This window comes from Pseudoalteromonas luteoviolacea H33-S (assembly GCF_001625695.1).
In the GTDB taxonomy this organism is placed as follows: domain Bacteria; phylum Pseudomonadota; class Gammaproteobacteria; order Enterobacterales; family Alteromonadaceae; genus Pseudoalteromonas; species Pseudoalteromonas luteoviolacea_B.
Map to the genome: position 1 here is coordinate 64152 of NZ_AUXY01000088.1, position 22791 is coordinate 86942.

Sequence of the window (22791 nt, forward strand, 5' to 3'; positions counted from 1 at the left end):
TCATTATTAAATAATCGCGCGAATAGTATTGTAAGTGATAACGATTATCAATGGTGTTTTTGGTGTTTTTATTATAAGAAACATATATGTAAGAAATTACTTAACACACCGCCACGTCTCTTAATTTTAAATTTACATACATACCTCTAATTGGAACGTTAATGTGTGGATTTACAGGTGGTCAAATTATGGTTGGAATCGTAATTTAAACTGATAATTAAGGTTGAGTCTGATTAGTTACTGTGTTGTTACTGTGTTTCAATAACCTATATGTTTGCGGTTAATTGTTGGAAATACAAGACTATTGGTAGTGCTTAACTGGTTTTCTATGGGATATAATCCAAGGTAGGTTATTAGAGGTAAAAATTAATTTGAATTGGCAAGCTTTAGTCGATAATCGACAACGATTTTTTTGGGTTTTACAGATATCCGGTTGGATCGGTTATGCACTGGTTAACTATATAGGCTCAAAAGTATTTGAAATGCGAGACATTTATGTATTTGTCATCGTACTCAATGCGTATGCTGGTTGTTTGATGACGGTGCCACTTAGGTACCTCTACCGACGGGTATGGAATGCAAAGCCGTGGATTTTGATATTTGTTGTTTTCAGTGTTTCTTACATTACTGGTACATTGTGGTCAGTTGTACAAAAGTATAACTTGTGGGAAATATATCGACATGGTTATCGTCCAGAAGAGTGGTTTTATTACCTTCAGCAAGGGTTAGACTCAGTTTATATTGTATTGTGTTGGAGTGGCCTATATTTTGGTATTAAATATTACCAGTTACTTCAAAGTGAACGTCAAAAAGCACTTAAGGCCAATACTATGGCGCACGAAGCGCAATTAAAAATGCTTCGTTATCAGCTAAACCCTCATTTCTTATTTAATACATTAAACGCAATATCGACATTGATATTAGTCGAAGAGAACAAAGACGCTAACCAGATGGTGTCTAGATTAAGTGACTTTTTAAGGTATACCTTAAATACAGATCCAATTAAAAAAGTGCCACTAGAGCAGGAGCTTCACGCATTAAAGTTGTATTTAGAGATAGAGAAGGTTCGCTTTGACGAACGTTTGGCGATAGATTTAGATGTTACTGAGCAAGCAAAAAATGCGCTTGTACCAAGTCTGATATTGCAGCCATTGATTGAAAATTCCATCAAATACGCGATAGCGCATATGGATGAGGGCGGCAAGATTGAAATTAAAGCGCAAGTATTTGCCAATGAACTATTGTTAGAAGTTGGAGACAATGGTCCTGGCGCTGAGCTTACTGATGGTCAGCTAACCAATGCGAGCGGTGTTGGCATCGCAAATACCAAAGACAGATTAAAAACACTTTATGAGAATAATTACTCGTTTGTGTTATCAAATAATTCGCCTTCAGGATTGAAGGCAAACATACGAGTTCCGTTTGAAAAGGCCGAGAAGTGAAGTAATGAGCAAGATTAAAACGATAATTGTTGACGACGAGCCACTAGCAAGAAAGGGCTTGGCAGTCAGATTGAGAGAATTTGATGAAATAGAAGTAGTCGAACTTTGTAACAGTGGACAAAAAGCCATAGACATTTGCCAGCAGCAGGATATTGATTTGGTCTTTTTAGATATCCAAATGCCTGGGTTAAATGGTTTTGAAGTAGCGCGAATTCTAAGTGAAAGTGTTAAACCTTTGCCTGCTATTGTCTTTGTTACAGCGTTTGATCACTATGCGGTCAAAGCGTTTGAGATCCACGCTTTGGATTACATTCTAAAACCAGTTGATGACAACAGACTAAAACAGGCGATCGAAAAAGTGCAAAGTTATTTAAAGAACCAACAAGATAACGCCCACAAGAAAAAGCTAGCCAGCTTTGTGGCGGGGATAACAGGTAACAATTGCGAAGAAATTCTAAAAAAGCTAGCCACTGGTGATGCAATTGAAGATAAAAAGTTTCCTGAATCTCTTGCTGTAAAAGAGCAGGGCGAAATAATCAGAGTGTCGACTGCAACTATCCAATGGATTGATGCTGCGGGTGATTATATGTGTCTTCACTGTGCTGACGGACAAACGCATATCTTACGTAAAACAATGAAAGAGTTGGAACAAGAACTCGATCCGAAACTGTTTGTACGTGTACATCGTTCTGCCATTGTAAACACAGGACAAATCAGTAAGTTAGTGACGCAAAGCAGCGGTGAATATTTGTTGGTATTGGATAACGGCCAAGAGCTTAAAGTCAGCCGTAGCTACAGAGATAAAGTGAAGTCTGCGTTGGCAAGTTAGTAACACAGCACTTTAATATCGTTTTGCCTTAATGTCTGATACAAAAAAGCCCAACTAATTTAAGTCGGGCTCAGTATGTATCAGTAATCGTAAAGATTATACTGTGACGATTTTCAACGTATTGGTCGCGCCAATAGTTTCCATTAAGTCACCGTGAGTAAGAATAACGGTATCACCTTTTTCTAAAGAGCCACTTTCAACAAGCGTATTTAGCGCATCATTAACAAGCGAATCAGCTGTGCAACTTGTTGAATCAAAGTACACTGGGTAAACACCGCGGTATAGTGCTGTTTGACCTAGTGTAGTGGCATGACGTGATAGCGAGTAAATTGGTAATCCAGAGCTGATCCTCGACATCAGTTTAGAAGTGTTGCCTGATTCTGTTAAAGCGACAATAGCCTTCACTGAATCTAAGTGGTTCGCAGCGTACATTGCAGATAGAGCCAAAGTCTCTGATGTATCAGCAAACATACTGTCTAGTCTGTGCTTAGAAATATGTGTCTCAGGTTGAGATTCTGCACCTAAACATACGCGAGCCATAGTCGCTACAGTTTCTTCTGGATAATCGCCAGCTGCTGTTTCAGCCGAAAGCATAACCGCATCTGTGCCGTCTAGTACTGCGTTTGCAACATCCATTACTTCAGCACGCGTAGGCATTGGGTTGTCGATCATCGACTCCATCATTTGTGTCGCTGTGACAACAGTTCTATTTAAAGAGCGTGCGCGGCTGATAATTTGTTTTTGCTTACCTACAAGCGCTGCATCACCAATTTCAACACCTAAGTCACCACGCGCAACCATTACTGCATCTGATGCTAATACAATATCGTCAATTGCTTCAACTGTATCAACTGCTTCTGCGCGCTCAATTTTAGCAAGTAACTGTGCATTAGAGCCTGCCTTTTCCGCAAGACTTCTGACATAACGCATGTCATCACCGCTACGAGGGAATGAAACTGCAATGTAATCTACGCCGATTTCCGTAGCAGTGATTAAGTCTTCTTTGTCTTTCTCCGTAAACGCTGGTGCTGTTAAACCGCCACCCAATCTATTGATACCTTTGTTGTTTGACAAGATACCACCAACAGTTACGGTACAATTTACTTTTTTACCGACGACTTCATCAACGGTTAATTGAATCAAACCATCGTTCAATAATAGAAGATCACCTGTATTTACGTCTTGCGGTAATTCTTTATAGTCAATGCCCACGGCTTCAACAGTGCCCTCACCAAGGCCAAGCTCTGCATCAAGTGTGAACTTTGCACCTACCTCTAGATTCACTTTACCTTCAGCAAAAGTAGAGACACGGATTTTAGGGCCCTGTAAATCTGCAAGGATTGAAACATGCTTATCTAGTCTTTTAGAGATTTCGCGAACAGCGTCTGCTCTGTTTTTATGATCTTGCGCTACACCATGGGAAAAGTTTAGTCGTACTACATTAGCACCTGCGCGAATGATTTTTTCTAAATTATTATCTCTATCTGTAGCTGGTCCCAGTGTGGCAACTATTTTAGTGCGTCTAAGCATCAGATTCTCCTGTAGGCTGCTCTTGCTAACATCTTTTTCAATTGAAAGTGGTTAAATAGTGGTCTTTTAAACCTTAATTAAGCAAATATTCTCAGATAATTACGCTTTTATGTAAAGTTTTGCCACTAAACCCTTTTTCATACACAAATTAAATTATATGATCTGTATGACGTGATTATGACACCGGTGTCAGTGGTCGTCAATCTTAGAGTGAAAGAAGATTAGCTTTAACACTCTGACTGATAATGTGTTTAGCCTGTGTGTAGAGCAAACTTTTGCTTGTGCTAAAACACGAGATGACTAAAAAAGTACTAAACTTCAAATTGTTTGATACTTAAGGTGGCCCGAGCAGAATATTATTGAATGCTCAGGTATAATGTACCGGACATCGTGTAGACGAATTTAAGTGTGGTTGTTACCGAGGAGGAAACTTAATGCAAGTTGCATTAGTTGGTTTAGGTGTAATGGGCAAAAACCTTGCACTGAACTTAATAGAGAAAGGTATGACATTAGTCGCCTATGACAAAAACCCAGACGCAGGTGCTGAACTAATTAGCTGTGCACAGTCTTTGGGTGTAGAAGAGCGTCTCCATATCGTATCGGATCTCGGTGATATGGTTAGAAGGCTGGAGCCTCCTCGTTCGGTATTGTTATTAGTACCAGCAGGCGAGCTAGTTGACTCAGTATGTAATGAACTAATAGAAGCCGGCGTGTCAAAAGGCGACATTATTGTTGATTGCGGAAACAGTAACTACAAAGACGGTATTGCTCGTAAGCTTAAATACCAGAATAAATTTGAGTTTGCCACTATGGGCATCTCAGGTGGTGCAGAAGGAGCAAGACATGGCCCTGCAATGATGGCCAGTGGCTCAGAAGGCGGTTGGGAGCGTTTGGTTCCTTGGTTTGAAAAAGTTGCTGCCAGCTACAATGGCGAGTCATGTTTTGCGCGTGTAGGTCAATCTGCGAGCGGTCACTTTGTGAAAATGGTTCACAACGGTATTGAATATGCACTAATGCAATTAATCGCTGAAGTTTATCATTTGCTTCGTATCGGTACAGGGCGTTCACCAAAAGAAGTTGCTGAGATTTTTGAATCTTGGTCAGAAGGTGAGTTGAACAGTTACTTATTATCGATCTCTCGCCACATTCTTAGCCTAGAAGACAGTAACCAAACACCATTAGTTGATCTGATTGACAATAAAGTGGGTGCAAAGGGAACTGGACTTTGGACTGCGCAAAATGCATTAGAGTTGGGTATTGCTGTGCCTTCATTGGTTGCCGCAGTGCAAGCGCGTCACTTAACTAATACAATCAGTACGCTTGCTGCAAAAGAGATGACGTACCAAGCGAAAGAAACACAAAAAATCGATATCGATTTGAATGAGCTTAAGTCAGCATTTTATTTTGCTAGCTTGCTTTGCTACCGTCAGGGCCTCGCGTTAATCAAAGGTGCATCACGTTCACATCAGTGGAAAGTTGACCTTGCTAAGACATTACAAACTTGGCGTGCAGGTTGTATTATTCGCGCAGATTATCTTGATGATATTGCAAAGGGTGTTGATTTCATCGATACACTTGAGGCAGAAACGCATGCACTAAGAAGTATTACAGGCCAAGCAATTCAGACTGGTTTGGCTTTCCCTGTACTTGCTTCGACACAAACTTATATTGCAACGCTAAGCACGCCTAGCAATGGTCACCTAGTTCAAGCACAGCGAGACTATTTTGGTGAGCATGGCATTAAAACACACAGTGGTGAGACTTCTCATTTAACTGATTTAGTCGATTTACCTGAAAAGGTACGTTAACTAACTCAATAAACACGTGTTTTGTAGCCGTTTTGAGTTAAATAAAGGAGCCATTTGGCTCCTTTATTTTTAAATTAAATTTATATTTTTTAATAATATATGTACGAAAGAATTAACCTTGCGCTTAGTTATATAGTTGTTATTGCTTCTTTTCTTCTCGGCTTGTTCATTCTATACAATGCACTTTTTAATAATGTTGATAGCTATTTTCCGGATAAAGCGTCATTGATAACTGTTGATGATAAAATATTGTCTATTGTAGAGAAGGAACATTCATTGGAAATCAATTTAGTAAATGATTACAGCTCTAACTACAGCTATCTAAAGAAACATGGCCAAGCAGGTGAGTTGCTCGATATCCTTTCTGTGAATGCTGGCAAAAACGTGACTTTAAATGTGATGGAAAATCAAGGTAATTTTCTTACAGATAACATTGCTCAACTAAAGGTAAGCAAGTCTGTTTATCAGGTTAGTATAGAAGGGAACATAATAAGATCTTACGAAGAGGTGCAAGCTGCGCATCAAAAAGATAATAAGATAATGCCATTTGTAGGTTGGATGTTTTTATTTTTTTCAATATATGTAGGAAGGGGGCTTTATTTGACCAAAATCCCACTTACTTTTTTTCAACCACATCCATTCTATGTTTATTTGGCCCACAAACTGCTTAAGCTATTTCGTTCAAGATAAGTATAAGAGTAGTTTGGGCCTTGTCATGAGGTTTATAATTTTAGTTTGCTTATCAAAACAAGCCTTGCAATCTAACCCATAAAATCGCAAGGCCTGTTAAAATCTAGCAATAATAGTTAGCGTGTTAGCTCACCGCGCAAGTTATCCTGCATCAAGTGGCGAATTGTTTCTAATTCCAGCTCTTGACTGAATAAGTAATGTAACTTTGTTAAACATGCTTCTAGTGTCATGTCATAGCCGCTGATCACACCACAGTTCAATAATGCATTACCAGTTGCATAGCCCCCCATATTCACTTGACCTTGTATACACTGCGTTAGGTTTACAATGACAACACCACGTTCAGACGCACTCTTCAAGGTCGCCAAAATATCGTCCTGTTGTGGGGCATTTCCTACGCCAAAACTAAGTAAAATAAGTGCTTTAACATCGGATGACAGTACATTTTCAACCATAGTAGCGCTAATGCCAGGATAGAGGTGTAGTACCGCAATTTGCTGAGATTGAATAGAGGTGACATCTAAGTCTTGATCGACATAAGGGCTCAACTTGCCTTCTTGGAGCTGAATATTGATCCCCACCTGAGCAAGCGGAGCTAGGTTAGGGGATGCAAAAGCATCAAACCCATCAGCATGCGCTTTAAGGGCACGATTACCTCTGAATAGCTTATTGTTGAAAAACAAGCTGACTTCGGCAATCGGATAGTTTGCTGCAAGATACATTGCATTTAATAAGTTAACTTGCCCGTCAGATCTAAGCTGAGATAGTGGGATTTGAGAGCCTGTGACGATCACTGGCTTTGTGAGGTTTTCAAACATGAAAGACAGAGCGGATGCTGTGTATGCCATGGTATCCGTTCCATGCAATACTACGAACCCATCATAGTCATCGTATTTAGATTGAATATCTTCTGCGATTAATTGCCAGTGCAAAGGTGACATGTCTGAAGAGTCAATGAGCGGACAATATTCATGAATATCAAATAACGGCATTTCTTCACGTGTGAATTCGGCGTTATTCTTGACAGTTTCTGTGAGATAACCTGCAACTGGTACATACCCTTTGCTTGATTGCTTCATTCCTATGGTACCGCCGGTATAGGCAATATAGATTTTTTTTCTTTTCATAAAAAAAGCCCAGATTTGAGTCTGGGCTTAGTATACCAACTGCAGCATCACATTGCAGTTTATTCATTAACCTTGTAACTATGGAGACACATCACACATAGTACACAAACTATATATACTGTTTGGGTCGTTATATAGTTCAATCATATTTGCGCTTTGTTGCACTTTATTTATGAGCTGGTTGATACCTTGATGCGTTACTTTTTGTAGCGTATCAGATGGCGTTGCACTTGGCAGAATAGATTGCACTATTTCAGCACCAAATATTTGTTGCATTAATAGCTCTTTCTCACTGAGAGTTTGCTCAACTGTGAACACTTCATAATGTTCTAAGCTAGCAAGTGCAGCAGCCGATTCGATAGCCTGATCTTTCGTTCCAAGCTTATCTATTAAACCAAATTCTAGTGCTTGAGGGGCAAGCCAAACACGTCCTTGGGCAACTTCATCCACTTTTTCTTTGTTGATGTTTCTTGCATCAGAAATCATAGATAAAAACTTGTCGTAAGCATCTTCAACACCCATTTGAATAATATCTGCGTATTGAGGGTCGATACCACGCGCAATCGAAGAAGATCTAAGCTCAGTCGTTGCAACACCGTCAGAATATAAACCAAGCGCTTTCAATGAATTTTCAAATGTAAATATAGTGCCGAAAACACCAATAGAGCCTGTGATTGTTGAAGGCGATGCCCAAATTTCATTGGCGGATGCCGCAATCCAATAACCGCCTGATGCAGCGACAGAACCCATAGAGGCTACAATTGGTTTCCCAGCCTCTTTTATGGCTAATACTTCATTTCGGATTTGTTCTGAAGCAAACATACTGCCGCCACCTGAATCAATACGAAGTACAACTGCTTTTACATTGTTATCAAGACGTGCTTTTCTAAGTAGTGCAGCCGTAGAGTCCCCACCAATCATACCTGCTTTACGTTTCCCATCGACTATTTGCCCTTTGGCGACAACAACAGCGACTTTATCGGTGAACGGATTAGGTTGTGTAGGAAAGCCAGAAATCGATGCTAAATATTCTTTATACTTAACCTGCTTGTATTTATTGCCTTTGGCGTCATTACCTACTAAATCAACGAGTTTATCATTAAATTGCTGGTCTGTTTTGAGGGAATCAACCCAACCATATTTTATTGAAAATTGTGCAGAGTCACCTGATACAGTTGACATTTTCTCACCAAGTTGCGTTAAGGTCTCATCGAAGTTATCCGTGTCAAATGGTCGGCGTGCAGCAACATCATTTTTGTATTGTGCCCAGAGATTATTGAGCCAAAGCTTGTTCGCTTCTTTTGCTGCATCTGACATATCATTTCTAATAAATGGTTCAACCGCTGACTTAAAAGTTCCAACGCGGAAAATATGTTGTGTAACGTGCAATTTATCTAGTGCGTCTTTGAAATACATTGGGTAAGTACCAAAGCCCTTGATGCTTAAGCCACCATAAGGGTGCATCGAAATTTCGTCCGCAGCCGCCGCTAAATAATATTGTGTTTGGGTAAAGTAGGGACCATGTGCATATACAGGTTTTCCTTGCGCCTTAAAACCGTCAAGTGCTGTCGTAATGTCTCTTAATTTGTCCAAGTGTGCATGATACAAACCTTTAAGGTCTAAATGTATCGCTTTAATACGATTATCATGAGCTGCTTTATTGATGACTTTAATTACATCATCAACTAGCACTTCCTTTGGTTTGTCACTTGGACCGAATGCATCATCCAGTGCTGCATCAACAGGGTCGACGTAAGTTAGCTGTTCAACTAACTTGCCTGATAAATTCAAGCGTAAAACGCTATCTTGAGGTACGAGAATTTCCTCTTCTGAAGACATCATAGCAACAACAACGCCTATGATAAGTACAACAAATACCAAGTTTACAAGTAGCCTGCGAGAGAAGTTCAACGCATGCCATATGCCTTTAAATAGTTTTGCGATCAGCTTCAATGTTTTTCCTCTGGTTTTAGTACCGAAATGCTCTCATTAATATCATAACTTAGTTGTGCGCTCAGTGTTACTTTTAAAACGTAACGAAGTATTACTTCGCTCACTTTAGTCGCAAATTTGTGGAATTATTATAAATTTATCTACTTTTAAGTAATAAATTTTTGCTTTTTACTTGCCAAAATCTATAAATTGGTTAATGTTCACAGGTAAGACCAGTTACATTGGGGCGAGCAATGTTAGAACAAAAACTAAAACTTAAAAATTCTGAGCTACGTAACCGCTTGGTCATGGGTTCAATGCACACAGGACTTGAGGAAGGGTGGCACAACCGAAAAAGGCTGCGCGCTTTTTATGAAGAAAGAGCAAAAGGCGGTGTTGGCCTAATTATTACGGGCGGATATAGCCCCAATATACGTGGTAAACTTACCCCCGTCGCGTCGTCTTTTAATTCCCGCTATGACGTAATCAAGCATAAGGCATACACAGAAGCTGTACATCAGCACCAGGGTAAAATTTGCCTACAACTTTTGCATGCAGGGCGCTATGCATATCATCCATTCAATGTTGGGCCGAGTAAAATCAAAGCGCCTATAAACCCATATACTCCAAAATCCATGTCGCTAGGCATGATCAAAAGCACGATTAAAGATTTCGCGAAATCAGCCTACATGGCAGAAAAAGCGGGATACGATGGTGTTGAAATCATGGGCTCTGAAGGGTATCTAATTAACGAGTTTATGGCACCACATACCAATCATCGTAAAGATGAATATGGCGGTACACTCGAGAACCGTATGCGGCTGGCTGTAGATATTGTAAAAGCGGTTAGGGCACGCGTGTCTGACCAATTTATCATCGTGTTTAGATTGTCGGTGATGGATTTAGTGCCAAACGGCTCCACCAGCGAAGAAGTAACGGTGCAAGCCAAAGCCCTTGAAGCCGCCGGTGTTGATATTTTAAATACGGGTATTGGTTGGCATGAAGCTCGTGTGCCGACCATTGCCAGCATGGTGCCTCCTGGTGCATTTAGAGAAGCGTCTAAGCGTTTAAAAGATGTTGTAGACATTCCCGTTGTCGCGGTAAACCGTATAAACACACCTGAACTTGCGAATAATATCCTAGATAAAGGTGAAGCCGACCTTATTTCTATGGCAAGGCCACTGCTTGCAGATCCTGACTTTTTTAACAAATATGCAGAGAATAAGTCTGAGCAAATTAATATTTGTATTGGATGTAATCAGGGGTGTTTAGACCATGTTTTTAAAGGCAAACGAGCAACTTGCTTGGTGAATCCTCAAGCTGGCTTTGAATTAGATTATCCCCTCGAGAAAACCTCAAGCCCTAAAGATGTCTTAGTCGTTGGTGCAGGACCTGCTGGGTTGTCAGTTAGCTGCTATTTGGCTAAAAAAGGTCATAAAGTTACATTGATAGATAAGAATGAGCATGCTGGGGGTCAATTTAATCTTGCAATGCGGATCCCCGGCAAAGAAGATTTTAAACTAGCGCTTAAATATTTTTTAAACGAGGTAACACGACTCGGCGTAAAAATGGAGCTTGGCAAGCCTTATGACAATAAAATGGATGCAGATTACGACGATATTGTTTTCGCCACTGGGGTAAGCCCGCGTTTGTCTAAAATCGAATGTAGCGATGGCAAACGTGTTTTGGCATATGACGAAGTTATTCGCAAAGAAGTTGAGCTTGGCGATAAAATTGCGATTCTAGGTGCTGGTGGTATCGGCTTTGATATGGTCGCATTTTTAACTGAGCCTGAAAACCAGTCTATTGAAGAATTCAAAGGCCAGTGGGGTATTGAACAGTCTGTTGTTCCATCAACTGAACAACGAAAAATATATATGCTTAAACGCAGTGCGGGTCGCTTTGGCTCAGGATTAGGCAAGACCACTGGTTGGATCCACAGAGCTGTGGCTAAGCATCACCAAGTTGAGCAGCTTGCAGGTTGCGAATATGTTTCTTTTTCAAATAACGGCTTAGTTGTACGTATTGATGGTAAAGAGCAAACACTTGATGTGGATACCGTGATCGCTTGTATTGGTCAAACTTCAAATGAGTCTGATTTTGACAAAGAAAGTCTACCAAATAACCATCACGTGATTGGTGGGGCGTTGCTTGCCAGTGCCATTGACGCAAAGCGGGCTATTTACGAAGCATTGCAAGTCGCAAGAAAGATATAGCCTTTCAAAAAAACAAAACGACACATGGGTGTCGTTTTTTTTACCCTGCAATAAAAGTTGCTGCGCATCGGTCTACACTGTATGAATACTATCAAAGGTGTAAATCGTCATATGATTAATAAAATCCAATCCATTTATCAAACTAGCATCGAAAAAGCAGATATCTTAAGTGGGCTTGCCCCACTTATTTTAAGGTTGATTGTTGCGCCGGTTATGATTATTGCAGGGTACAACAAACTCAATTTAGGGAAAGAAGATGCAGGTTTTTTTGAAAGCTTATTAGCAGATGAGAACGTGGTTGCTTGGTTTGGTAATCCAGACTGGGGGTTAGGGTTGCCACTTCCTGATTTACTGGCATTTTTAGCTGGCTGGACGGAATTTTTAGGTGGTTGGTTCATTCTATTCGGGTTACTCACTCGCTTGGTTTCTATTCCATTAATGGTGACTATGTTTGTCGCTGCTACACAAGTCCATTGGCATAATGGTTGGTTTTCGGTTGCGCCAGCAAATCCAGATACCAGTGCTGCGCAGGTATTTGCTTGGCTTGGCAGTGATACTGCAAAAGCAAGTCTGGAAAATAGTTTAGAAGTGGCAGAACGATTAGACAGGATTAAGTCTATTGTCAGCACCCACGGGTTTCCTGAATACCTGTACGAGAAGGGCAATATCGTGATTTTAAATAATGGCATTGAGTTTGCGGCAATTTATTTTGCAATGTTTTTAAGCTTATTTTTCACTGGAGGCGGTCGTTTTTTCAGCTTGGATTACTGGATAGCCAAGTTACTCACCTCAAGGGCATAAAAATATTAGGGAAAGTGCTAAACTTTCCCTAACACTTCACGTTAAAATAATAAGTGTTTGTTTATCATTAAGGAATTATATATGGATGCCATCGAGCTTTTGATGACACGTCAATCTGACAGCAATTTATCCTTTCCAGGCCCGACTGAGTCGCAACTAGAAATTATTAAAAAAGCAGCGTTAAAAGTGCCAGATCACGGTGGTTTAGCACCATGGAAGTTTATTGTTGTCAATGAAGATGCGAGAGATAAGTTAGGTGAAATATATCACAAAGCAGCGGTAGAAGAAGAGCAAAACGAACGCACCGTGTCCCGTGCCAAAGACCTACCACATCGCGCACCTATGATGATCATTGCTATATCTCCTTATCAAGACCACCCAAAAGTCCCTCGTGTTGAGCAAATTGAAAGTGCAGCATGCGCTTGTTTTGCTATGCAGCAAGCTGCATTTGCACAGCGTTTATCCGGTGTTTGGAGAACTGGCTACTTTGCGCAAAGTCCGGCAGTTAAACGCGAGCTTGGCTTAGACGAGAAAGATGAGATTGTCGGTTATCTTTATCTAGGTACACCGACAATTCAATGTACTAAACCGGTTCGTCACGAACCAAATTCATTTTTTACTGAGTTATAATTTTACAGAGGCAAGTTATGGCACTTCATGTTGTTGAACACCCGTTATTACAACACAAAATAGGCTTATTGCGAGAGCATGGTATTTCTACCAAAAAGTTTCGTGAGCTGGTGTCGGAAGTTGGCAACTTGCTTACTTACGAAGCGACAAGAGATTTACCAACGGAAACAACGACGATAAAAAGTTGGACTGGTGAAGATTTAGACGTACAAGAAATTAAAGGCAAAAAAATCACACTTGTGCCAATTCTAAGAGCTGGCCTTGGTATGTTAGATGGCGTGATGCAGTTGTTACCCGCTGCAAAAATCAGTGTTGTTGGATTACAGAGGAATGAAGAAACACTGGAGCCAGTCTCATATTTTGAGAAATTAGTGGGTAACCTAGAATCAAGAAGGGCTTTGGTTGTCGATCCTATGCTTGCTACAGGCGGATCACTCATCGCGACAATTGATTTACTTAAAAAGTCTGGCTGTAAAAACATTACAGCCATTGTGTTAGTTGCAGCACCTGAAGGTGTCGAAGCGGTCGAAAAAGCGCACCCAGATGTCGACGTTTATACGGCTGCACTAGATAGTCATTTGAACGAAAATGGTTATATAGTGCCTGGCCTAGGTGATGCAGGCGATAAAATATTTGGCACTCAAGCTTAATAGATGTGGCTGGCGAAATTGAGTTTGCCAGCCTTCTCTTTAAGAGTGGGACGACGCGGCTTTAACTTTACGTGTTTGCTTATTGAACATCCACCAACATATCCAGAAAAACCCAGTTAACCCAATCGCTGCATAAATAGCAGGTTTGGGGTTTTCTAATGTACTGATTGAACCTGCATACGCTGCAATACACGCGTAGGGTATAGTGCTCATCATCCAATAAATAATAAACTCTTTAAATGGCATTTTGGTCACCCCAGCCATACATGCTGAAATCTCTGGCAATATTGGTGTCGCTCTTGAAAGTAAGATCACTACCGGACCTCGCTTTTGAAATAGTGCGATGGCACTGGCTCTCTCGTTTGGGTCTTTAACAAGCGTATCAAACAGCTTGTTGCCAAACTTATAGCTAATCGCATAACCTGTTGTACCAGCGAGCATCAGGCCAATAATACCACTGAGTCCGCCCACATAGGGACCCAGAAAAAAACCAGCTAATAAAATAAGTGTGAGTGTGGGTACGGCGATGAATAAATCTAAAAAAAGTAGCCCAATCACAATGAGTGCAACTAAGTACACATTCAGCTCTTTTGCTGCGTTAAGCCAAGTTTTGATGTCGTTGATACTGAGGACACCGCTTATTTTGAGAACAATAAAGGTCGATGCGAAAAAGCAAAATAATATCAGCATCATTTTTAAAAGTGATTTCATACAAAACAGTTCCGTCGTTAGAGATTATGGGTATTTTATAGAGATTGAAATTGGCGTGTTAATGTCAGCCAATGAAAGTTTTGCGTCTTTAAACTTGGGTGGCCCGCGCCAACTAATTTTTGCACCATTGGAAAAGCCAAGTCCTTCAGACGGAATGAGACCAGTCCAATTTTTCGAAGTAGTTTGCGAGTTGTCTTCATCATGTAGTACTTTGATTGCAATCTCTGCTTTAGCAGTTGTAAATTCGACGGTTAGTGATTTACTTTCAGGACTGTGAAACTGAGTTTGGAGTGCTTGTTTGTGTTTGACAGGAAAGCCATTATCTTCAAACAACATCACCATGATTTGTCCTGGTCGCCTGGTATCTATACCGTTAATTTTCACTTGTACGCTTGTAGCGATTGCGGCTTCAGTAGTTATCATAAGTACTCCAAAAATGATTGATTTATATAGTTTGCACATGGTCATTAAGATCCTTTCAAGAGTCGTTTAGCCAGGCTGGGTGTCAGGGCATTTAAAATCCTTAAAACTTTAATTTTGCCGATATCATTCTGGGGGTTTTGCTGCTTTAACCCTTTAAGAATTGACTTGGCAGCGCACTCGGCTGACATCTTATTTTCACCTCGGCCTTGGGTCATAGGGGTGTCTACTAAAGGAATAAATGCCTGTAATACCTTGATATTTGTATTCTCTAATTGGTAGCTTAAACTTTGTGAAAAAAGGTTGATGGCTGCTTTTGAGGCGCAATAGACGCTAGCACTTTTTTTAGCGACAAAAGACAGCCCAGAATTGATATTTAATATAATAGATTGGGCTTCGTTGCTATTAAGTGCAGGGATCAATAAATAGGATAGTGCACAGACTGCTGTAAAGTTCACATTGATTTCCCGTGTAATTTTCTCGTACTCGAAATCAGGATCTGTGAAAAATGGCTCGTTTTGTATAGCCGCGTTATTGATTAATACATCAACGCGGGGGAATTCAGCTTGTATGCGCTCTGACAACGGTTTATAACTTCCGGGATCAGAAAGGTCTGCAGGAAAACATGTGACGTTTTTATATCTCATATTGAGTTGTTCAAGTCGGTCGCTGTTTCTGGCAACGACAATAATGGTATTTTGGGCTTGCAGCTGCTCGACAATTTGACGGCCAATGCCGGACGTTCCGCCTGTTATCACGATTACTTTATTCACTAAGTTCACGTTTGTATCTCCAGTGGTGAATCTGCTTGATACTTTAAAGGAGGACTTTTTGTGGGGCATTAACCTATGTTAAAAATCACAGAATAATTTAAACTAAAACTAATTCAATCAGAGCTTGTTCTATATATTCATAAATAACTAAAGTTTTAGATCTCAAGTGTTTATAGTTTCGTACAATAAAATAAAGGATGCGAAATGGAACTACAAAATTACATAGCGAAAAATGGTATTCCCCTTGAGATTGAAAAGGGGAAGCAAGTTTTCGCTCAAGGTGAATTGTGTGACTATGTGTACTTGGTAAAAAGCGGGTTATTAAAGGCTTTTTATATCACGGCCGATGGAAAAGAAACCATTAAATCATTTATTCAAGCTGGCACCATTATTGGTAGTCTAAATGCAGCGCATTGCAAAGTCCCAAGCACTTTTAGTTTAGAGGCTTTGTCGCGCTGTGAACTTGTTCAAGTGCCTTTTAATGAATTATTAGCGTTAAGCAAAAAGTCCATTTCTATCTCTCAAGAGTTTATCCAAATTTTATTGTCCTTATCACTCAAAAAAGAGCGCAGAGAGTATGAGTTACTCACCTTGTCCGCAACTGAGCGGTTTGAGACTTTATGCAAAGACCAACCAGAGCTCGTTAAAAAGCTTACTCAAAATGATATTGCTAAGTATTTAGGGATCACGCCTGTTGCATTGAGTCGAATTAAACACAAATAACAGGTGGGCAGTGTACTGCTAAGTTTGGTAGCAGTGGTTGAATGCTTGAGTCATTGAAAGGATTAAATAGACATTCGCTCTTTTTCAACAAAATCATTCTTGCTAAAATTGCACATATAAATATATGCAGTGTCAATTAATAAAAATGACACTTTCCCCTTGGAAAAATCTGTTCTTAAGCTTTGTATTTATGCTGTTAAGACGATTAAGCGTTTAAGGAAGTAAAGTGAATAATTCAAGTAAAGTTATAATTTTGTTGTTAATTGCCAACCTAATCGCAACGATATGGTTTGGTACAAAAAACTCAGTGACGGCCGATAATGTTAAGCCTTATGAGGAAGCATCTAAACATGAACTTCCATCGTTTATTACTGAGCAAGTTAGAGAAGATATTTTAAATACCTTCATAGAGCACTTTAATGCGCATGATTTTGATGCTTTATACAATATGTTTGGTCCAGTTGCAAAGTCACAAATATCGAAAGAAAAAATGGATGAAGAGTTCTCTAAATTAGTTAGGTTGTTCGACAAAATAGAGCAGGGTACATATAGTTTCGCTGAGTTTTCAGGCCAACAAGGTAGCACTACGGTTTATGTGCTAAATTACACAGTGAGCTTATCTGAAAAGAGCACATTTGGTAGCGTAGGTAATCTTAAAATTACAGTTGCTCTTGACTCTAATTCTTATCAAATATACGGCATTTTCCTGCATGGTAACTCAAACAGCTAAGATGCTTATAAGCACATAGCTAAAACCAGTTATGTGCTTTAATTACTGTGCCGTATCAAGCATTACCTAAAGCAGGCAAAAGAAGAGCTTATTAATCTTACAATAGCTGATTAAGAACTTTGTTCATTATTACGACTACTCACAGTTTCTCACATAAAATGCATTTATAGTTTCATTGACTTTATCAGTTAAGGAAACTATCAGTCATGCTTCAGAATAAATTTGTCAGCCTTTTATTTGCGTGTACCTTTGTATCTGTATTATCTGCCTGTAACAATAAATTAGACTTCAGCGAAAATCCGTATACAACACATACATTTGATTCACTCGATAACCAATTATCCGCTCGACTCTACAAACCCAAGCTGCATTCAGAATCTGATCCTATCGTCATTTTTGTTCACGGGGATGGAGATATGGACAGTACCGCAAATAGTTTTTATCTACCCATTATTGATGCTTTAAATGAGCAAAAGATTGCAACCTTTTCGTGGGATAAACCTGGGGTAGGTAATTCAGGTGGCGATTGGCTATCTCAATCTATGCAAGATAGAGCTTTAGAGGTGCAAGATGCCATTGCTTATCTTCGAGCCACAGGCTATCAACAAAATCAGATTGGTGTGATTGGTTTTAGCCAAGCAAGTTGGGTATTCGCTAATTTACACAGTGAAACCGAAATTAAGTTTATGGTTCTTGTTGGTGGTGCTGCTAATTGGTTATCTCAGAGTCAATATAGTATGTGGATCCGTTTGGTCGATGAAGGAAAAATTGATGCTGATGACGCAACAGCTTTAGAGCGTATTAACAAATTGAGTGATCAGGAGTACCAGTTAATCAAAGCGGGTTACGATAACTATCTTGCAGCGTCTTTGCATCAAGACCCTTTCATGTCAGAACCGTTAGAAAATGAAGCGCGGTTTAACTTTGTTCGAAAAAACATAGACGCAGATGTATCCGAAGGTTTTAGTAAACTTAACGTACCTATGTTTGCAATGTATGGTGATAGCGATGTTCATGTTGATATTGAGCATAGCAAGGTTGAATTTGAATATGTATTTGCAAATTCAGACCAGCCTAATGCGAGTCTAGAGCAAGTAACCATCAGCAATGCGACACATGGTCTAATGAAACCAGAATTACCACTGGATGCATTGTTTTCTATTAAAAAGAGCCATTTCTCACATGGTGCTATAGAAACCATGGTTGAGTGGATAAATTTGCAGACAAAAACAGGTAAAAATTAAGATGCGACAGGTATAAATGACCACGTATATTAGCAATCATACTGTGTTGAAAATAATATTTTTAAAGGCCTGAATAAATCAAAGAGCTAAAACCTAATGTTACTCTTTGGTTACAACATTAATTTCTTTCAATTTACACCTGCATTACTTTGTGTAACAAATAGTATTGACTATTATTTAAACAGTAAAGGAAGCGTTATGAAATTACACTTAAGTAAAAAGACTCTTAAAAGTTTAACTAACCAAAAAGATGTTGGAGTAGAGCAAACACCATTGATTGCTGGTGGTGGTTCTGCTATCCCTCCTACTGCAGTACAGAAGGGCTGTCCGTATTTTTCGTTTTACCCAGTTGATACTTGTCGTCCACGTTAATACCGTTAATGAATAGGGCACATTGAGTGCCCTATATGGCTAGTTATATATTGTGAAAGTCTATTTCATTTAAAAAATCCACGAGTTATTTTGATATTCAAGTACTGAATATATATTTTTGAGTTTATTTATGTCGTTAACTACATACAAGGCCAAGCAGTTTCTTGAATCTAGTTATAGAGATAAAAATAAATACGTTTTAGAGGTCTTGTGGAGAAAAATGATTAAACAATGATGTTTTAATTTTAATCATTGATTGGTCTAAATTTACACTTTTGGTACTTTCTGTGATAAATAAAAAGAGTATCTATTAACCTGCAAAGGAAGCATTATGAAGTTACAACTAAGTAAAAAGAATTTAAAAAGCTTAAATAGCCAAAAAGAAGTGGGTGTAGAGCAGACGCCATTGATCGCTGCTGGTGTAAGCCATCCACCACCGACGGTTTTCCCAGTATATCCTTGTGTTCCGCGTAATTAACGAATAGGGCACAGAAAGTGCCCTATATGGTTTACCTGCATTTTCAGCACTTCAATTTCACTACTAAACTTACCTCGTAGTAGAACTTTCTAATTTTATATTCAGTTTTTTATTTTCCTATCAGTTATTTATAATGTATCACTTCGTGTAATGCTGGTAGCAGCGCTTAGCTATAGTTATGTTCTTTAGATGCTTTCAATTCTTTGATTTAATGAATCGTATCCCCTTAAATTAATATAAGAACTCCTATTCCTCGACTTATAAATACAACAAATTCTGTATCATGTAAGGGTTTGTAATACATAACAGGCGCATTCTAATTTAGAGTGAAAATCTAAAAAGGAGTGCTTAATGAACACAAATACAAAATATGACCTCATCGTAATAGGTGGCGGTCCAATTGGCCTATCTACTGCTTATCATGGCGCAAAACAGGGCCTTAAAACTCTGGTAATTGAAAAGTTTAGTTACTTTAATAACCTTGGAAGCTCAGCTGGGTATTCAAGACAGTTCCGGTTGCAATATGAACAAGATTATATGTCGCAACTTTGCTTGTCATCGCAGCCGTTTTGGCATGATTTACAGCGCTCAACAAGTGTGCCTTTAGTTGGGAAACAAGGGAGTTTATGGTTTGGTCAGAATATTTCTGGCACTCAAGAGGGCGGGATTGATAAGGCCAAAGACACAATGGATACCCTTGGTATTCCATATGAATCTTTGGAAGATGCAAAAGCTATCGAAAAGAAGGCCAGTTTTAAAAAGTTACCAACTGAATACTATGGTTTTTTTCAAAAAGACGGTGGCACCATCAATGTGAAAGAAACAGAGCAGGTACTTTATAACGCAGCGCTTGCAACAGGTAAGGTTACATTTAAAGAGTGGGAAAGTGTTGTCAATATAGATAACAGTGAACAGAGCTGTATAAAAGTCTTCACTCAACGCAGTGGACAAGGCCCAGAAACCTTGTCTTTTTATCAAGGGGCAAAGCTCGCTATTACGACAGGTGCTTATGTGAACGACACGGTGAGCACTTTGGGCTTGTCAGTGCCGATTTTAATTTGGCAGATGGCGTCTGCTTATTTTAAAAAAATCGATGAGCATGCTCATTTTCCTTCCTGGTTTGCATTTCAATCAAAACCAAAAGATCATCCAGAGCAAGAAGAGAGCGCAACCAATTCACTCCTTTATGGTTTCCCTGAGTTAAATTGGGCGAATCCAGGATATGTGAGAGTCGCAACTGATTTTCCTGATTATAAAATTATTTACGATCCCAGTGAACGTCGACTGGCACCCTCAGAGAAGTCTTTAGATATTGCTTCCTCGTGGGTAGAGCAGTTTATGCCAGGTCTTGACCCAACACCTCAGCACACTTCTACTTGTCTAATTGCACTGTGTAATGCCCCTGACGTTGAAGAGCAACCTGAGTTTTTCTTGGATTACTTACCTGAAGAGCAGCCAAACTCTAAGAATATAGTGACATACACAGCCGGTTGGGCAGGGAAGTTTATCCCAATTATGGGAGATATGATCATCAAAATGCTGCAAAACCCTGATCTCGAGAGATTTAAGTATAGTGAAGGCGAACGGGTGTTTAATATATCCCGCAATCATTTCGCAATTGACTGGCAAACAACTTGTGAGGCGGTCTCTGCAAAAAAGGAATTAAAATAATGAAAAAGTACACAATTTTTGGTGGTGGGCCATCAGGTTTATATACAGCTTGGCGTTTATTGGATAGCGGTAAAGTAACAAAAGGTGAGCAACTCGAAATAGTTGAGTGGGGAGATTACGATTATGCACAAAATGGAGAAGGAACGCGTTTACCTGCAGGCCGTATCTGTACTCATCACTATAAAAATGACAGCACGCAATCTTATATCGAAGTTGGCGGAATGCGTTTTATCGAGTGGGATGACAAAAACAAAGAAGGGCATCAGCTTGTAACGACGACTATTCGCAAACTGGGTCTTGACTGTCAAAAAGCCCCTTTTAATACGACTGATGATCCGCTTTTATTTGTACGTGGTCAGCACATGTACCAAAGTGAAATCAACTTCTATAACAGAGCTCCATATGATACCAATACATGTGTTGATATAAAGGCTGACGTCAAAGTTGGTAATCAGTTTAATGTAGTTGAAACGGTCAGTGTACCTGCAAATGCTGCACCAGCAGATGATTTAATCGGGAGTGTATCAAATTCAATTGTAACTAAAAAGGCGACAAATAGAGTCCAGCAGTGTGAGTTTTACGCATCAGGAGAGCTACCCGATGGGTTTGAGTCATATGTGTACAAGCCAGGCGATTTAGTAAGCAATATTGGTTACTGGAATATTTTGTATGACCAAGCATATAACGAAGGGTATCAATATGCTGCTGATGCCAATGGCTACAGCTCTAATGTGATAAATTGGAATGCTGCGGATGCGGCTGTTTATAACGGCGAGTTTGCACCCGGCGGTAAATTCAAAACCTTGAAAACAGGCATGTCATCTCTGTTTGTACGTTTATACAAAATGTGCTCTGCTCTTGCAGAAAGTAAAGGCGTTGATTTCAAAATAACGAAATCTACTCGATTACATTCGATCTGGAACACGTCTGGTAAAACACAGTATTATACTGCTACTGCGTGTCAACCAGATGTGCCCGATGGTGATGTAAAAGAAACTGATTATGCATTTTTGGCAATGCCGCCTCATGCTATCAAGGCGGTTGCTGCTGCCACTAGGTACTTGCCAGAAGAGTGTGATCGAGTTAACTTTTTAAATCAAACCAATGTGGCTAATTACTTAGAGTCTGTCATTGAGCAACCTTCCTTTAAAGCTGCGATGTTTTTTGATAAACCCTGGTGGGAAGATAATGCACTGCCATTTAAGCCTAAAATTAACACGCAAACGCAAACATATGGGCCGACAATCACTGATTTACCGATTAGACAGGTTTACTATTTTGGTAATAACGCAGCCGATCAAAGTGCGAAGCCTGTATATGGTATTTTGGCATCATATGATGATATGCGTTTCACGAATTTCTGGCGTGAGTTGGAGTGGTCAATCGATAAGCAGCATACGGTTGCACCTAGCACAGATATTCAGCCACTCATAGGTGCTAAAAAAGCGACTAATGCAATGCAAAAAATGCTTAGGTTACAACTAGCTAGATTGCATTATGGTAATGACCATGTAGATCCAAAAGTGATCCCTAAACCATTAGAAACCACTTTTATGGACTGGGGGCATAACCCATTTGGCGCTGGCTATCATGCTTGGGCATCGCACTATAATATTTGCAATGTCATGCAAGATATACGTACACCGGAATTGCTGGCAGGTATGGATAAATCGCCGAATGTGTTTATCATTGGCTCCGCGTTTTCAAATGATCAAGCATGGATTGAAGGTGCTTTTTGTACTGCAGAGTCAGTGCTAGTGGACTTTTTAAATGTTGAAACAATAGCAACGGATCCACAGGATTACCCTCTAATTTGCGGTACTTGTGATATTAGGATGTAATTTCAAGTGCATTGTTTGAAGTGAGCGTATTCAGTCTCTTAATTAAGAGCGCTGTAAACATCTGGTGTTATTCACCTTTGTTAGCACCAGATTTTAGCTTTTGTCCTTATTAGTACTATAAATGCAGGTTTAATTTGGCTATTAGAGTGCTCAGATAGAAAAGCCACACGATA

General features: G+C 39.6%; 21 protein-coding genes. 15 read left to right on the forward strand and 6 right to left on the reverse strand.

The genetic code is table 11. The annotated features are described in order from the left end of the window. Positions 1–371: 371 nt before the first annotated feature. Positions 372–1442 (forward strand): sensor histidine kinase, encoded by a 1071-nt coding sequence (locus tag N477_RS17605; protein ID WP_063360071.1) that lies wholly within the window; start codon positions 372–374, stop codon positions 1440–1442. 4 nt (positions 1443–1446) lie between these two features. Continuing rightward, the gene (locus N477_RS17610; protein WP_063360070.1) at positions 1447–2271 is read left to right on the forward strand and encodes a LytR/AlgR family response regulator transcription factor; all 825 of its coding nucleotides are present in this window, start codon (positions 1447–1449) and stop codon (positions 2269–2271) included. A gap of 96 nt (positions 2272–2367) precedes the next feature. On the opposite strand, the gene pyk is transcribed toward N477_RS17610, so the two are convergent. Then, complete coding sequence (pyk, locus tag N477_RS17615) at positions 2368–3801, reverse strand: pyruvate kinase (protein WP_063360069.1); 1434 nt, start codon at positions 3799–3801, stop codon at positions 2368–2370. A 434-nt stretch (positions 3802–4235) separates the two neighbouring features. Here pyk and gndA point away from each other — a divergent pair, with 434 nt between their 5' ends. Further along, positions 4236–5609, forward strand: coding sequence for an NADP-dependent phosphogluconate dehydrogenase (gene gndA, locus N477_RS17620; protein ID WP_063360068.1), 1374 nt, complete (start codon positions 4236–4238; stop codon positions 5607–5609). Positions 5610–5708: 99 nt separating this feature from the next. Further along, positions 5709–6299, forward strand: a complete 591-nt coding sequence (locus N477_RS17625) for a hypothetical protein (protein ID WP_063379457.1) — start codon at positions 5709–5711, stop codon at positions 6297–6299. Positions 6300–6415: 116 nt separating this feature from the next. On the opposite strand, the gene ansA is transcribed toward N477_RS17625, so the two are convergent. Continuing rightward, positions 6416–7426: an asparaginase gene (gene ansA / locus N477_RS17630; protein WP_046355524.1), complete on the reverse strand. Its 1011-nt coding sequence runs from the start codon at positions 7424–7426 to the stop codon at positions 6416–6418. Positions 7427–7504: 78 nt separating this feature from the next. Continuing rightward, positions 7505–9373 carry a signal peptide peptidase SppA gene (sppA, locus tag N477_RS17635; RefSeq protein ID WP_063360117.1) on the reverse strand — a complete coding sequence of 623 codons (1869 nt, stop codon included), beginning with the start codon at positions 9371–9373 and terminating at the stop codon, positions 7505–7507. 239 nt (positions 9374–9612) lie between these two features. On the opposite strand from sppA, the gene N477_RS17640 reads away from it, so the two are divergent. The 4 genes from N477_RS17640 to upp all read left to right on the forward strand — a co-directional run bounded on the left by N477_RS17640 (position 9613) and on the right by upp (position 13655). Beyond that, positions 9613–11574, forward strand: coding sequence for an FAD-dependent oxidoreductase (locus tag N477_RS17640; RefSeq protein WP_063360066.1), 1962 nt, complete (start codon positions 9613–9615; stop codon positions 11572–11574). Positions 11575–11685: 111 nt separating this feature from the next. Further along, a complete protein-coding gene (locus tag N477_RS17645) occupies positions 11686–12375 on the forward strand; it encodes a DoxX family protein (RefSeq protein WP_063360065.1) in 690 nt (229 codons plus the stop codon). 81 nt (positions 12376–12456) lie between these two features. Beyond that, entirely contained in the window at positions 12457–13005 is a 549-nt protein-coding gene (locus tag N477_RS17650) for an NAD(P)H nitroreductase (RefSeq protein ID WP_063360064.1), read from the forward strand. Between the two features lie 17 nt (positions 13006–13022). Beyond that, positions 13023–13655: a uracil phosphoribosyltransferase gene (gene upp, locus N477_RS17655; protein ID WP_063360063.1), complete on the forward strand. Its 633-nt coding sequence runs from the start codon at positions 13023–13025 to the stop codon at positions 13653–13655. Positions 13656–13694: 39 nt separating this feature from the next. Here the strand turns inward: upp and N477_RS17660 are convergent, their stop codons facing one another. From N477_RS17660 to N477_RS17670, 3 genes are read right to left on the reverse strand one after another with little or no spacing between them, the layout of a single operon-like run. Continuing rightward, positions 13695–14366 (reverse strand): TVP38/TMEM64 family protein, encoded by a 672-nt coding sequence (locus N477_RS17660; protein WP_063360062.1) that lies wholly within the window; start codon positions 14364–14366, stop codon positions 13695–13697. Positions 14367–14390: 24 nt separating this feature from the next. Then, the gene (locus tag N477_RS17665; protein ID WP_196760654.1) at positions 14391–14789 is read right to left on the reverse strand and encodes a DUF2141 domain-containing protein; all 399 of its coding nucleotides are present in this window, start codon (positions 14787–14789) and stop codon (positions 14391–14393) included. Positions 14790–14833: 44 nt separating this feature from the next. Next, entirely contained in the window at positions 14834–15568 is a 735-nt protein-coding gene (locus N477_RS17670) for an SDR family oxidoreductase (protein WP_063360060.1), read from the reverse strand. Between the two features lie 195 nt (positions 15569–15763). Here N477_RS17670 and N477_RS17675 point away from each other — a divergent pair, with 195 nt between their 5' ends. The 7 genes from N477_RS17675 (at position 15764) to N477_RS17700 (ending at position 22618) form a co-directional block, all read left to right on the forward strand. Continuing rightward, positions 15764–16282 carry a Crp/Fnr family transcriptional regulator gene (locus N477_RS17675; RefSeq protein WP_063360059.1) on the forward strand — a complete coding sequence of 173 codons (519 nt, stop codon included), beginning with the start codon at positions 15764–15766 and terminating at the stop codon, positions 16280–16282. Positions 16283–16508: 226 nt separating this feature from the next. After that, entirely contained in the window at positions 16509–17012 is a 504-nt protein-coding gene (locus tag N477_RS17680; protein WP_063360058.1) for a DUF3887 domain-containing protein, read from the forward strand. Between the two features lie 206 nt (positions 17013–17218). Next, positions 17219–18256, forward strand: a complete 1038-nt coding sequence (locus tag N477_RS17685) for an alpha/beta hydrolase family protein (RefSeq protein ID WP_063360057.1) — start codon at positions 17219–17221, stop codon at positions 18254–18256. A 198-nt stretch (positions 18257–18454) separates the two neighbouring features. Beyond that, positions 18455–18628 (forward strand): hypothetical protein, encoded by a 174-nt coding sequence (locus N477_RS26130; RefSeq protein ID WP_155731946.1) that lies wholly within the window; start codon positions 18455–18457, stop codon positions 18626–18628. A gap of 331 nt (positions 18629–18959) precedes the next feature. Next, positions 18960–19106: a hypothetical protein gene (locus N477_RS26135; protein WP_155731947.1), complete on the forward strand. Its 147-nt coding sequence runs from the start codon at positions 18960–18962 to the stop codon at positions 19104–19106. 351 nt (positions 19107–19457) lie between these two features. Then, on the forward strand, positions 19458–20777 hold the full coding sequence (locus tag N477_RS17695; protein ID WP_063360055.1) for an FAD-dependent oxidoreductase: 1320 nt from the start codon (positions 19458–19460) through the stop codon (positions 20775–20777). After that, positions 20777–22618, forward strand: coding sequence for a flavin monoamine oxidase family protein (locus N477_RS17700; protein WP_063360054.1), 1842 nt, complete (start codon positions 20777–20779; stop codon positions 22616–22618). The genes N477_RS17695 and N477_RS17700 overlap by 1 nt, the downstream gene beginning before the upstream one ends. Positions 22619–22791: the final 173 nt, after the last annotated feature.

What these genes read in the sequence shown, in the direction of transcription:
- N477_RS17610 (WP_063360070.1), top strand. Translation starts at nt 1,447, where the DNA reads ATGAGCAAGATTAAAACGATAATTGTTGACGACGAGCCACTAGCAAGA.
- pyk (WP_063360069.1), bottom strand. Translation starts at nt 3,801, where the DNA reads ATGCTTAGACGCACTAAAATAGTTGCCACACTGGGACCAGCTACAGAT.
- gndA (WP_063360068.1), top strand. Translation starts at nt 4,236, where the DNA reads ATGCAAGTTGCATTAGTTGGTTTAGGTGTAATGGGCAAAAACCTTGCA.
- N477_RS17625 (WP_063379457.1), top strand. Translation starts at nt 5,709, where the DNA reads ATGTACGAAAGAATTAACCTTGCGCTTAGTTATATAGTTGTTATTGCT.
- ansA (WP_046355524.1), bottom strand. Translation starts at nt 7,426, where the DNA reads ATGAAAAGAAAAAAAATCTATATTGCCTATACCGGCGGTACCATAGGA.
- N477_RS17640 (WP_063360066.1), top strand. Translation starts at nt 9,613, where the DNA reads ATGTTAGAACAAAAACTAAAACTTAAAAATTCTGAGCTACGTAACCGC.
- N477_RS17645 (WP_063360065.1), top strand. Translation starts at nt 11,686, where the DNA reads ATGATTAATAAAATCCAATCCATTTATCAAACTAGCATCGAAAAAGCA.
- N477_RS17650 (WP_063360064.1), top strand. Translation starts at nt 12,457, where the DNA reads ATGGATGCCATCGAGCTTTTGATGACACGTCAATCTGACAGCAATTTA.
- upp (WP_063360063.1), top strand. Translation starts at nt 13,023, where the DNA reads ATGGCACTTCATGTTGTTGAACACCCGTTATTACAACACAAAATAGGC.
- N477_RS17660 (WP_063360062.1), bottom strand. Translation starts at nt 14,366, where the DNA reads ATGAAATCACTTTTAAAAATGATGCTGATATTATTTTGCTTTTTCGCA.
- N477_RS17665 (WP_196760654.1), bottom strand. Translation starts at nt 14,789, where the DNA reads ATGATAACTACTGAAGCCGCAATCGCTACAAGCGTACAAGTGAAAATT.
- N477_RS17675 (WP_063360059.1), top strand. Translation starts at nt 15,764, where the DNA reads ATGGAACTACAAAATTACATAGCGAAAAATGGTATTCCCCTTGAGATT.
- N477_RS17685 (WP_063360057.1), top strand. Translation starts at nt 17,219, where the DNA reads ATGCTTCAGAATAAATTTGTCAGCCTTTTATTTGCGTGTACCTTTGTA.
- N477_RS26130 (WP_155731946.1), top strand. Translation starts at nt 18,455, where the DNA reads ATGAAATTACACTTAAGTAAAAAGACTCTTAAAAGTTTAACTAACCAA.
- N477_RS26135 (WP_155731947.1), top strand. Translation starts at nt 18,960, where the DNA reads ATGAAGTTACAACTAAGTAAAAAGAATTTAAAAAGCTTAAATAGCCAA.
- N477_RS17695 (WP_063360055.1), top strand. Translation starts at nt 19,458, where the DNA reads ATGAACACAAATACAAAATATGACCTCATCGTAATAGGTGGCGGTCCA.
- N477_RS17700 (WP_063360054.1), top strand. Translation starts at nt 20,777, where the DNA reads ATGAAAAAGTACACAATTTTTGGTGGTGGGCCATCAGGTTTATATACA.